General features: G+C 44.1%; 13 protein-coding genes. 7 read left to right on the forward strand and 6 right to left on the reverse strand.

Annotation, left to right across the window (positions count from 1 at the left end; translation table 11 throughout):
• Window positions 1-89: 89 nt before the first annotated feature.
• Complete coding sequence (locus tag H3V14_RS02180; protein WP_198221472.1) at window positions 90-458, forward strand: hypothetical protein; 369 nt, start codon at window positions 90-92, stop codon at window positions 456-458.
• A gap of 16 nt (window positions 459-474) precedes the next feature.
• Here H3V14_RS02180 and H3V14_RS02185 read toward each other — a convergent pair whose 3' ends face one another.
• The 6 genes from H3V14_RS02185 to H3V14_RS02210 form a co-directional block, all read right to left on the reverse strand.
• Window positions 475-1845, reverse strand: coding sequence for a hypothetical protein (locus H3V14_RS02185; protein WP_198226236.1), 1371 nt, complete (start codon window positions 1843-1845; stop codon window positions 475-477).
• A 329-nt stretch (window positions 1846-2174) separates the two neighbouring features.
• Window positions 2175-3530, reverse strand: coding sequence for a hypothetical protein (locus H3V14_RS02190; RefSeq protein WP_198226238.1), 1356 nt, complete (start codon window positions 3528-3530; stop codon window positions 2175-2177).
• 248 nt (window positions 3531-3778) lie between these two features.
• Complete coding sequence (locus tag H3V14_RS02195) at window positions 3779-4264, reverse strand: hypothetical protein (protein ID WP_075869646.1); 486 nt, start codon at window positions 4262-4264, stop codon at window positions 3779-3781.
• A gap of 34 nt (window positions 4265-4298) precedes the next feature.
• Complete coding sequence (locus tag H3V14_RS02200) at window positions 4299-4685, reverse strand: hypothetical protein (protein WP_075869647.1); 387 nt, start codon at window positions 4683-4685, stop codon at window positions 4299-4301.
• A gap of 856 nt (window positions 4686-5541) precedes the next feature.
• A complete protein-coding gene (locus H3V14_RS02205) occupies window positions 5542-5790 on the reverse strand; it encodes a DUF1150 family protein (RefSeq protein WP_075869938.1) in 249 nt (82 codons plus the stop codon).
• A gap of 17 nt (window positions 5791-5807) precedes the next feature.
• Window positions 5808-6236 (reverse strand): Hsp20 family protein, encoded by a 429-nt coding sequence (locus H3V14_RS02210; protein ID WP_075869649.1) that lies wholly within the window; start codon window positions 6234-6236, stop codon window positions 5808-5810.
• 115 nt (window positions 6237-6351) lie between these two features.
• Between H3V14_RS02210 and nth the strand changes: the two genes are divergently transcribed.
• The 6 genes from nth to pheS all read left to right on the forward strand — a co-directional run bounded on the left by nth (window position 6352) and on the right by pheS (window position 11135).
• Window positions 6352-7092, forward strand: coding sequence for an endonuclease III (gene nth, locus H3V14_RS02215; protein ID WP_198226240.1), 741 nt, complete (start codon window positions 6352-6354; stop codon window positions 7090-7092).
• A gap of 212 nt (window positions 7093-7304) precedes the next feature.
• Window positions 7305-8357, forward strand: a complete 1053-nt coding sequence (locus H3V14_RS02220) for a bifunctional transcriptional activator/DNA repair enzyme AdaA (RefSeq protein WP_198226242.1) — start codon at window positions 7305-7307, stop codon at window positions 8355-8357.
• 137 nt (window positions 8358-8494) lie between these two features.
• Window positions 8495-8698: a 50S ribosomal protein L35 gene (gene rpmI, locus H3V14_RS02225; protein WP_075869939.1), complete on the forward strand. Its 204-nt coding sequence runs from the start codon at window positions 8495-8497 to the stop codon at window positions 8696-8698.
• A 26-nt stretch (window positions 8699-8724) separates the two neighbouring features.
• A complete protein-coding gene (gene rplT, locus H3V14_RS02230; protein ID WP_075869652.1) occupies window positions 8725-9126 on the forward strand; it encodes a 50S ribosomal protein L20 in 402 nt (133 codons plus the stop codon).
• 86 nt (window positions 9127-9212) lie between these two features.
• A complete protein-coding gene (locus tag H3V14_RS02235; RefSeq protein WP_198226244.1) occupies window positions 9213-10034 on the forward strand; it encodes a serine/threonine protein phosphatase in 822 nt (273 codons plus the stop codon).
• 15 nt (window positions 10035-10049) lie between these two features.
• Complete coding sequence (gene pheS / locus H3V14_RS02240) at window positions 10050-11135, forward strand: phenylalanine--tRNA ligase subunit alpha (RefSeq protein ID WP_075913650.1); 1086 nt, start codon at window positions 10050-10052, stop codon at window positions 11133-11135.
• The last annotated feature ends 21 nt before the right edge of the window (window positions 11136-11156 follow it).

Here is an 11156-nt window from a genome sequence, read left to right on the forward strand (position 1 = left end):
TTAACCGGCCGCTTTTTATTTGCGCCATCCTCGCGCAAGTTTGGACGTTTAAAAGAAACGTCATCAACGTTGCGAGGTAATTATTGAAAATGGTCAAACTGGATCTCTACGAGAATGATAATTTCGGCAACCCCGTTATCTATGATGACGGGGATGTTTCCGATCAAAAGCGAGAAAAAAAGGAAAACGTCGTGTGTTTGACGGCGCTCGTCTTTTGCGTTCCGCTTTTTATTATTTCAGGGCTCTATGGTTTGTCGGATCTGATTGTCTATCTGAAAGCCGGTGTTTTTCACCTGACGACAATGGCTGAAATGTTTATGCTAACTCAGGCACCTGTGAACGAGACAGGTTGGGTGAGCGAAATATTGGATCAATTGCCCGTCTCGATTGTGTTTTTTCTATTGGGCGTTTTTATGCCTTTCGCCATTCTGGAAATCTTTTTCAAGTTGGAAAAATGAAGGTGGACGATGCCTATTAGCGTGATGTTGAAGGACAGTTGTTCATAACGAAGCGTGCTGCTTGCTTCAGACCCGGCATATCGGAAAATTCAATATTGAAAATTCCCTTTAACGGTTCAGCTACGTTATCTCCTTTGAGAAAAGGCGCGTCGACATGCCAATCCTGTAACGGACTTTTCGGAAGCTCGATTGTGTAGACGACCCGCCCTTCAGACAAGTTGGTCTGCACCTGGCTTATCCCCACACTCATTCCCCAGATTTGTAACGTTTGAACGGTTTGCTGATAATTCTGATAGTTCTCTGCGCTATAGCGTGTTGGCCCACTTATCTCGAGAAACATTGTTTTATGACTATCACAATAAAGACGTGCCGAAGTCTTTTTGTCATTGCTTGAAGCTATTGCGACAAGTGTCTCGTTAATTGGCGCCAATTGCCATTTTCCAATCACATCAGGTGAAAAATCGATCGAATAGTTTCGTATTTCATCACTTGAAAATATATGTGAATCCGCATTATCCCAATTTATGAAAGCTATGACGGGATTAAACCCCATTTCTTCCGAGTAATCTGTTATATAAGCAATGTCGGCAAGTTGTTGTTGGCGCACGCTGACTTCCTGACCAGAGGTGGTACCAGCTCCGTCAAGTGGTGGACGGTAGGTGCGTAATTCCAGTTTACCGTTATTGACATTACGAGCTCTACCGCCCAGAAATGCCCATATACAAGCTTCCCGGCATATTCCGTCGATCCGTTCCGAAACGGTTTTGACTTCTTGTGTTTCTGAAGCAGAGTTATTTTCGGTTTTGTCTTTGTCGTCGGCTTTGTTATCTGCTTTATCGGCAGATTTGTCATCAATCTGATTTGCCAGTTTCTCACTTTCCAGAGGTTTAACGATTGTGTTGCCGACAGTTGTATCGAAATTATGTTTCCTGATCTCTCTGCCCAATGCAATTGCCGCAAGGATATCCCCTCCGTTGGAGTGAAAAGATATCAACAAGCCATCGGGGGCAGAAAGCGGATCGGCAAGCTTGTTTTCTTCAAGAAAGCGATTGAACGATGCGGGCGTATCAGGAACGATGTTGCCTTCCGCACTGATCCAGCGACATGTGGGACATTGACCTTCATTGCTTGTGTGGAGAGCAAAAGTCATAGGCTTTCCCGATGGTTCTGTCGGTGTATTCTGTGCCGGAGAAGGATTTTCGGGCTGTTGGTTGCCTTCGACCTTGGTTGCATCAACAGGCGCTGTCGTTTTTGTTGCTACTGCGGGTGCTGTCGTTGTTGCTTGCGCAGGGGCTGTTGATGTCTTGTCATTCTTCTGGCCTTCCTGAGCGAAGGCGAAAGAGCACAGGGTAAGACACATAATGAACGCAGCCACAACAGGTTTCATAAACACCACTCCGCCTGAGAATATTAATAATCTGTTAATTTGTATCACTGGTCCCAATCTTCTGCAATGTTCGCCAAAGATGAGCGAAGTGCTTTCAATCGGATTATTGAATCTAATGAAAAATATGATTTCAAATATGGATTTGTCTTCCGTTTTTGTGTCTTAACCGGTCAACTATGTGACGAGCCTGAAGACCGATACAAAATATTGTGAGCTTTTAACTTACAAAAATTAGGCTGACAGCCGAACAGAATGGAAATATAGATAGAGGGAATACGATATCAGGCCTCTTCAAGTCTCCGGTGCCTTCGATACAATTACGTAAATTTTCAAGTTTTCCCTGAATTCACAATAACTTGTTTGCAAAGGTGAGAAATGTAAAATCCGAATGCTGCGCAAGGGGCAAGAAGCAGCATTGACCAACCGATTAAATTGAAAACGAGGCCGAAGTTGACGCCCAGATAGCTTATTGGCAGAAATAGGCTACAAAGGGCACAAATAAATGCCGCAAGAAAGATAGAAACGAAGTCTATCTGGCGTTTCAGGAACGCAATAATTGCAATAAAACTGCTGAAAATAAGGCCTGCATTAAGATAGGCAAGTGAAAGACTGGCGGTAAAAAACGAAGCTGGCGGAAAGGAAAAGAGCAATGCCCGCCATAGGATCGTTCCCGATTGCCATAGGGGTGGTGCAGAAATAAAAAAGATAATGAACAGAAAAAGTGCAAAAAAGAACCGGCTTCCATGGTGGAAACGGGGCGATGGCCGAATGATTTTTTGAAAACGTTTCCCGTTAAATGGCACACCCAGCAAATATAGTAGCACTCCGCCAATTAAAGAAAGGCTGATAGCGGTCAAAAGATAAACAGCCAAAACATAAAGTCCGGTGAGCTGCCAATCCGATTTCGATACAAAAATACTATCAACAATCCAGAAAACCAGAGAGATGGCGATTGTTATGCTAAAAAGCCAGCGCCAGGAGAGGGAACCTTGAAGGCGCAGCCTGCGCACGCCACAGAAAACGGTAAGGCTCACAAGCATGAGGCCGGCGGTGTTTATTTCTCCGGAGATTGTACCGCGCGCTCCAAGATAGCTCAAACTATCACCTACCATGATCCATAATGTGATGATGATATAAAGTACCGGACCGTAAATTGCGTAGACGATTGCAAATTTCATAGCATCAACAAGCCGAGGCCTTTCCATTTCCTTGTAACGCAATGTAAGGCCGCTCAGGTTCAGAATGATAAAGAATAAGAAACCGGCAAAAATCCATGCAATCGTCCAATAAAGGAATGCTTCATTCTGGATGCCCACACTGGCAAAAAGTGTAGGAAACAGAAATTTGAAAGCACGAATGGAACCGTCGAACAAAAGTGCCATCAAGACCGAGGTTATCAACGTAAATCGCAGGGAAATACTTCCCCAGCTCGCGCTTCTCGCCGCTAATATAAAAGCGATAAGACAGGCGGTTATAAAACTTGGCAGATAGATCTGAAAAGGTCGGAAGAAAGCAATGGTCAATGAAAAGCCGAATGTTTTAAACCATCCGCCGAACAGGAGAAAAAAGAAAGACCATGCTGTAGGCAGGATGATAATCCCGGCAACAAAGACAAGCACAGCTTGGAGAAAGCGCGCTAGCAAAAAACCGACGGGGCGTACTGTTATGTCGGCATTTTTACTCATGAGAAAAAATATCCTTTATTCTCGAATATAGATAGCTGTCACAGCATAGTTTTAACGTGGAGCCAATCACGTTTTTTGCGTAATAAACGAAAGCGCGGTTTTTCCGGACCTTCAGACCTTTAGAATATTATTTTAATAATGTTTCGCTCGCGCTTGCTTTACAGTTTTTTAAAACATACAGGTTTTTCAGGTTTTAAAAGATAGGTATCGATCTGTTTCGAGAAGTATTTTGCTCCGACCGCCGGACATCAATCATTGACCGGTTTATCAAGTCTGAAACCGGTTGCAAGAATCCAGCAAACCCATCCTACAAAGATCCATTGGATGAAGCCGTAGGAAAGGCCGCGAAGAATATTTTCACTTGTCATATGTTCCATATAGGGGCGTGACATGATGAGATAGAATATTTCTACACATAGACTGACAAGAATTGTGCGCCAGATAGATGTTGAAAGTGAAAGCCCCAGTCCACGTGAGGGGGGAAGAGAACAAAATACACCGCTTAAAAACACCGAAGGCATGTAATAGGAATAACCGGATAAAAATCTTGGACGCACTTCGTTACCGAAAACATCAAAAATCTCTACGAGCAGATTTGTGCCACCTACCCAATGATGAAGGAGGTATACTCCGACAATCGTTTGGACGGCTGGCCCAAGCAACAGAAAAATTGTAATAACGCCAAAGCCACGCATCGGGTAGCTATAAAGAGTTGATTTATTATGGTCTGTCATAATGCTCACAAGTCATCGAGTTGTTAGATGACTTTTAAGTTTTCATTTCCGCGTGTGCAAGCCAATAAATATAATAGACCATATAGGCAAGCCAGATTGGTACAATGATATAAAGAAATGGTGTCAGTAGCACGTAAACGAGAATTGAATTGAGCGGTAATGTAACACGCGCAAGATTAAGATAGAAAGCAACTCCGATTGCCCCCATCAGATAAATAGCCCCCGAATAGGACATCACAAATACTATCGGTAATCTTTTTAACTGATAAAGGTAGACTGTAGGAAAAATCGAAAAAATAGCAGCTTCCAGCAGATTTTCCGCAAGATAGAATAATATAGCTGCGATACTACTGAAATTTTCCATCATATCGAGAATGAAACGGTCATTGAAAAAACGTGAATATAAAAAATAGTTTGTCATGCAACGACAAACGCATAATCCGAAACCCCCGACCACAGTAAAAATAAGAAAAGCTATAACTGCCTGTTTTCGCAAAACGACCCCCTCGTCACGATCCTGCTTATAGGAAGAATTTTACACCTTGCTATAAAGAGATAAATCGTATTTTTAACGTTTTTCATGATAGCTGTTCTTCTATAAGGTAGAAAATTTTTTACTACATTAAGTGAAAAGCGCTAGAAACTTCCTCAATATTAACCGCTTGACGCAAATATTGAAAGAGAAAAATCCTCCTTGCCAAGTAGAAAAACATTTTGATGAGCGGGTTTTAAAAACGGTAGAAAAGAGAATATTTTTTATAATATATGAGGATATATCGAGGTTAATTATTATAAAACAATATAATATTGTTTATATTATATCATAAATTTAAAAATATATATAACAATTATAATAATATTAAAAAATAAATAAATTATATTAATTATAATTATTGTTACATTAAAAATGTAACTCTGAAATTAAAAAAAGTTTATAGATAAATATATATTACCTATTGGAGATACGATTTCCCCGTTTAAAGGCTTTATCAAGATGTCTTTTGCTTCATTTTAAACGTGTAATTGAGGGGGGTAGCGTTAAACAACCAGATTAAGACCTGCAACGATTGCAATAGAAGTCATGAACCTCATAAATACGATAGGCAAATCTCATTGAACTGGGAGACGATTTTCTATCTGCTCCTGAACAAACAACGAAAAAATCGGGCACAATTCTTTCAAAATTTATGGCAACATACAAATGTTGACAAAACTTCAGAATAGTCCCGATTCCGATCATTTAGCTTGAAAAAAATAAACGTTTTTCAACGAACGTTTTATTGCAAGGTAACCGTTTTCAATTCCTGATCGTTTGCTCCTTCCAGAGCCTTGGCGCGAACATCGGAAAGGATAATCGGCTCACCGCCAGCCCCGAACAAAGCCCATAAAGAGATGCCGGGTGTCATTGGTGGCATATTCGGAAATTTTTTACTTAATTCATCGGTACGAATTTTGCGCAGATAGGCGAGTTCGCCCTCACCGAGCAAAGCAAATTCCTGCATGGACAAAGATTTTTCGTTTTTCATTTTCTTCTCCTGTCGCATTACTCGTCGTCTATGGCACTGATCGTAATGCGTTTGACGCGCTTCTCTGGAGCCGGTCTTTCAAGATCTATCGAAAGCAAGCCGTTCTTAAGCTCTGCAGCCCCTACCTTTATTCCATCTGCCAGCACAAAAGCCCGCTGGAATTGGCGTGAGGCAATACCCCTATGCAGATATTCGAATTCCTCATCGTCAGCTTGCCGACCGCGAATAATAAGCTGATTATCCTCAACCGTAACATCAAGGTCTTCCGGCGTGAAACCGGCGACTGCCAATGTAATTCGCAGTCGTTCATTTGGTTCCTCACCAGACAAACGCACAATGTTATAAGGAGGATAGCCATCGCCCGATTTATTCAAACGGTCGAGCGTTTTTTCCATTGTTTCGAAGCCTAACAGCAACGGGTTGGAAAAAGGTGTCATGCGTGTCATAAGGTAGTCCTCTTCGAAGCGACTATTGAACAGAAAACCCGTTTTGGCATTTTCTGTCTTTAGCTGTTATATGGAAATTTCTACATTGAAGTTCAAGACAGGTTTTTAAAAGGTAATGACGGGTGTGAAGGCCAAAAGGGCGAAAGTCGGGAAAATAGCGGGAACTGCCTATACAGGTGACGAAATCGAAGAAATTTTTCGCCGTTTTTCGGTTCAGCGACCAAATCCGAGAAGCGATCTTGTTTACGAAAGTCCGTTCACTTTGCTTGTGGCCGTGGTGTTGTCGGCACAAGCGACAGATGCAAGCGTGAACAAGGCAACAAAGCCGCTTTTTGCTGTCGCCGATACGCCCGAAAAGATGGCAGCTCTCGGAGAAGAAGGCATTGCAGGTTATATCCGTACGATTGGCCTGTGGCGGGCAAAAGCCAAAAATGTCTATGCGCTTTCCAAAATATTGAACGAAAAATATGCCGGTAAAGTGCCTGATACCAGAGAAGCTCTGATGGCACTTCCAGGTGTTGGGCGTAAAACTGCGAATGTTGTGCTTAATGTTGCTTTCAACCAGCCGACAATGGCCGTCGACACCCATATTTTCCGGTTTTGTAACCGGATAGAACTGGCACCGGGAAAAACGCCTGAAGAAGTTGAAAAGAAACTTGTCAAAATAATACCCGAAAAATATATGGCTCACGCCCATCATTGGTTGATTTTACATGGTCGTTACATCTGTAAAGCCCGTAAACCGGATTGTGTACATTGTATTATTGCCGATATTTGCAAGGCGGCCATTAAAACAAGTTCTATTCCGGCACCGCTTGTTGAAGTGAAAGGCAATGGTGCGCCGGTTCCGGTTTAACAGTCAAAAGATTAATCCTGTTTGCGGCAATCCGGATAGCCAATGACATTAAAGACAAAAATTATACATTATCCGATTAGTCGGAGCGGAATCGTTGGAACTGCCCGGTGAAATAACAGACAGGCTTGGCCGGTTTTGGTGGCTAAATTTTATAAAAATGTGTGCCCGATTTCCGGCGCACAATTGCTTTTTTTTGGCTTATATAAACTTTCATGACACTTCTAACCAATAATACAGACCAGCTTTATGAAGCTCTGATCAATCGGGATCGCTCCTATGACGGACATGTCTTTGTTTGCGTGACAACGACAGGTATTTTTTGTCGGCTATCGTGTCCGGCGCGAAAACCCAAGCGGGAAAACGTATTTTTCTGTGACAGTGCTGCGGCATGTCTCGAACAGGGCTATCGGCCTTGCCAGAAATGCCATCCGCTGGAAGCAGGTGGCCACGTTGATCCGCTTTTTCGTAATTTAATGGCGAGACTGGATGAAAATCCCGATCACATATGGTCGGAAGACGATATTGTACGGATGGGGTTTGACCCTTCCACAGTGCGGCGCGTTTTTAAACGCCAGATAGGCATGACGTTTCTCGAATTGGCGCGCTTGAAAAGAGCAAGCCGGGGGGCTGTGCTGCTTTCTCACGGACAACCGGTAATCGAAGCACAACTTTCCGCCGGCTACGATTCGGGCAGCGGCTTTCGTGAAGCAATTCTTAAGCTCATCGGTCACCCACCGAAAGCAATAAAAAATCGCAATCTTCTAAAAGCGGCGTGGATTGAAACACCGATAGGTGAAATGCTTGCCGTCAGTGACCAACATGTCTTGCATCTTTTGGAGTTTTTCGACCGCAAGGGGCTGTTGACAGAACTCAAGAAATTGCAGTCCGCGACCCGCTCTTCCATCAGTTTTGAAAGAACAGCGGTAATTGACAAGGTAGAAGCCGAGTTGGCCGATTATTATCAAGGAAAAAGCTGCCATTTTGAAACACCGCTTGCCAAAGTTGCTGGTGGCTTTGCCCCCCTTGTCTGGGAGGCTTTGCGCCAAATACCGGCGGGGGAGACACGCTCTTACAGTGAATTGGCGCGTAGATTGGATAGACCTACAGCTATGCGGGCGGTGGCTCGTGCCAACGGGCAAAATCAGATTGCAATCATCATCCCCTGTCATCGGGTGATTGGTGCGGATGGTTCGCTTACCGGTTATGCTGGCGGTTTGTGGCGTAAAGATTGGCTTTTGCGCCATGAAAAAAAGTATTTTGCATAAAAGTCTGCTTGCTATTTGTGAGGCTCTGTTTTATGAAAACCCAGTTCAAGCCGTCCGGCAGGGCATGCCGTGACGACTTTTATGCTTGTTCGTACTTTGGTCAGTACGAACATCAATCACAACAATGGAGAAGCAAAATGCCCAAAATGAAGACCAAATCGGCTGCCAAAAAGCGGTTCAAAATTACCGCTACAGGTAAAATCAAGGCAGCTGCCGCAGGCAAGCAGCATGGCATGATCAAACGTTCCAACCAGTTTTTGCGTGATGCACGTGGCACCATGGTTCTTGGTGCACCCGACGCCAAGAAAATCATCAAAAACTATTTGCCGAACGGCCTTTAAAAGTTAGCTCTTAAGGAGATTATGACATGGCACGCGTAAAACGCGGCGTAACTGCACACGCCAAACACAAAAAAGTTATCAAACTTGCTGAAGGTTTTTACGGACGTCGTAAAAATACGATCCGTACAGCCAAAGCTGCTGTCGACCGTTCACGGCAATATGCCTATCGCGATCGCAAAAATCGCAAGCGCAGTTTCCGCGCATTGTGGATCCAGCGTATCAATGCTGCTGTCCGTCTTGAGGGCTTGACCTATGGCCGTTTCATCGACGGTCTTGCCAAGGCAGGAATCGAGATCGACCGCAAGGTTCTTTCAGATATTGCTATTCATGAGCCTGCAACATTCTCCAAGCTTGTTGCTTCAGCAAAAAAGGCGTTGGAATATTTGAAGAAAACCACACCGAATGCTTTTGAAGGCGCCGTCAAGTAAGCCGGTCGCGTTCCTTTAAAAAACAGAACATTCTTTCGGAACCCGCACTGGTTGAAGCCGGTTGCGGGTTTTTGTTTTGAGGCGTTATGAGCGAGATAAATTCTTTCATATCCGAGCCATTGAGCGAATCTGACAAGAAGCTTTTTCATTCTTGTGAGGGAAAACGCATTGCCGGTGTCATGCGCGAGGGCAAAAAGGTCTGGATCAAGCGGCAGGGAATTGAAAAGCGCCCATGGGGCAAGCGGCTTCATGACCGTTTATCTTTTTTATTACCGGCTGCATTTATGAAATCTTCGCCATTGCGTGATCCCGTTGCCATGAACGAGCAGGAAATACGTAAAATCGAAAAATTCAGCAAAGCAGGTATGGCAGTTCCCGAAATTCTTGCTGTCGATGGACCGGCTTTGATGATTTCCGATGTCGGTCAAACTGTACAAAAACGCCTTGATTTTTTAAAAGAGATAGATGTTCACGCACATGAAAAGTTACTCGTTCAATGCGGTGAAGCTTTAGGAAAAGTGCATCACGCAGGACTTGTGCACGGAAGGCCTCATCCCCGTGATATGTTTATGGCAGGAAACGAGCTCGGTTTTTTCGATTTTGAGGAAGAGCCGGAAGCAGTGATGCCAATTCCCACAGCCCAGGCGCGTGATGCGTGGTTATTATTTTTTCAAGTGTCGGCACAATCACTTGAAAAAAACAAAACCGATAATGCCGCTTTTGATGCATGGAAAAAGCAAGTTTCACCGGAGACCTTGAAACAGCTTGAAAAAATTGTCCGGTTTTTTTCTATTTTTATCACTCCGTTAAAATTGGCACGGTTTATTTACCTTGGTGGTGATGGCAAACGTATGTTAAGCGCTATGGAGTTTCTTTCTTCCAATTTGAAAAACAGGCATCCAATTTAAAGAACAGGCAAAGACATGAACGATATTGACAGTCTGGAAAAAGAAATCTGTGCGGCAATTGAAGCTGCACAAGACGAGCAGGCACTGGAAGCAGTGCGTGTCAGCGCCCTTGGAAAAAAGGGCAGTGTTTCGGAAAAACTCAAAAGCCTTGGTGGCATGAGCGCTGAAGAGCGCCAAAAAGCCGGACCGGTGATAAACGGTTTGAAAAATCGGGTTCTGGAGCTTTTGGGCGAAAAACGCAAGGCACTGAAGCGTGCGGCAACTGAAGCGCGTCTTAAAAATGAAACAGTTGACGTTACATTGCCTGTGCGTCCATCTCCGGAAGCCCGCGGGCGCATCCATCCGATTGCACAAGTGATTGACGAGATCACCGCAATTTATGCTGATATGGGCTTTTCCATTGCCGAAGGGCCGGATATCGAAACCGATTATTATAACTTTACCGCCCTCAACTTTCCTGAAGGCCACCCCGCCCGCGAGATGCATGATACGTTCTTTTTCAATCCGGACGAGAAAGGCGAAAGGCGACTTTTGCGCACGCATACATCGCCCGTTCAGGTTCGTACGATGGAAAAGCAAAAACCGCCAATCCGCATTATCATTCCGGGAAAAACCTATCGTATGGATTCGGATGCCACCCATTCACCGATGTTCCATCAGGTAGAAGGACTGGTTGTCGATAAAAAATCGACCATTGCCAATATTATGTGGGTACATGAAGAATTCTGTAAGGCATTTTTTGAAGTTCCTTCATTGAAGATGCGTTTTCGCCCTTCGTTCTTTCCGTTTACCGAACCGTCGATGGAAGTGGATATCCAGTGTGATCGCTCCGGTACAGAAGTAAAATTCGGCGAGGGCAATGACTGGCTCGAAATATTGGGCTGCGGCATGGTGCACCCGAATGTGTTGAAAAACGTCGGTTTTGATCCGGATGAATATCAGGGTTTTGCTTGGGGCATGGGGATCGATCGTATCGCGATGTTGAAATACGGCATGCCCGATTTGCGTGCATTTTTTGATGCCGACATACGCTGGATCGAACATTATGGTTTCCGTCCGCTTGATGTGCCAACGCTTTTTGGCGGTCTCAGCAATTCATAAACTCACACCCGCGTCTTGCGT

Source organism: Bartonella sp. W8151, from assembly GCF_016100385.1.
Lineage (GTDB): Bacteria > Pseudomonadota > Alphaproteobacteria > Rhizobiales > Rhizobiaceae > Bartonella > Bartonella apis.

Excerpts from the sequence above, each read along its gene's own strand:
- H3V14_RS02195 (WP_075869646.1), bottom strand. The coding sequence starts at position 4,264 with ATGACAGACCATAATAAATCAACTCTTTATAGCTACCCGATGCGTGGC.
- pheS (WP_075913650.1), top strand. The coding sequence starts at position 10,050 with ATGAACGATATTGACAGTCTGGAAAAAGAAATCTGTGCGGCAATTGAA.
- nth (WP_198226240.1), top strand. The coding sequence starts at position 6,352 with ATGACGGGTGTGAAGGCCAAAAGGGCGAAAGTCGGGAAAATAGCGGGA.
- rplT (WP_075869652.1), top strand. The coding sequence starts at position 8,725 with ATGGCACGCGTAAAACGCGGCGTAACTGCACACGCCAAACACAAAAAA.
- H3V14_RS02190 (WP_198226238.1), bottom strand. The coding sequence starts at position 3,530 with ATGAGTAAAAATGCCGACATAACAGTACGCCCCGTCGGTTTTTTGCTA.
- H3V14_RS02185 (WP_198226236.1), bottom strand. The coding sequence starts at position 1,845 with ATGAAACCTGTTGTGGCTGCGTTCATTATGTGTCTTACCCTGTGCTCT.
- H3V14_RS02180 (WP_198221472.1), top strand. The coding sequence starts at position 90 with ATGGTCAAACTGGATCTCTACGAGAATGATAATTTCGGCAACCCCGTT.
- H3V14_RS02235 (WP_198226244.1), top strand. The coding sequence starts at position 9,213 with ATGAGCGAGATAAATTCTTTCATATCCGAGCCATTGAGCGAATCTGAC.
- rpmI (WP_075869939.1), top strand. The coding sequence starts at position 8,495 with ATGCCCAAAATGAAGACCAAATCGGCTGCCAAAAAGCGGTTCAAAATT.
- H3V14_RS02220 (WP_198226242.1), top strand. The coding sequence starts at position 7,305 with ATGACACTTCTAACCAATAATACAGACCAGCTTTATGAAGCTCTGATC.
- H3V14_RS02210 (WP_075869649.1), bottom strand. The coding sequence starts at position 6,236 with ATGACACGCATGACACCTTTTTCCAACCCGTTGCTGTTAGGCTTCGAA.
- H3V14_RS02205 (WP_075869938.1), bottom strand. The coding sequence starts at position 5,790 with ATGAAAAACGAAAAATCTTTGTCCATGCAGGAATTTGCTTTGCTCGGT.
- H3V14_RS02200 (WP_075869647.1), bottom strand. The coding sequence starts at position 4,685 with ATGACAAACTATTTTTTATATTCACGTTTTTTCAATGACCGTTTCATT.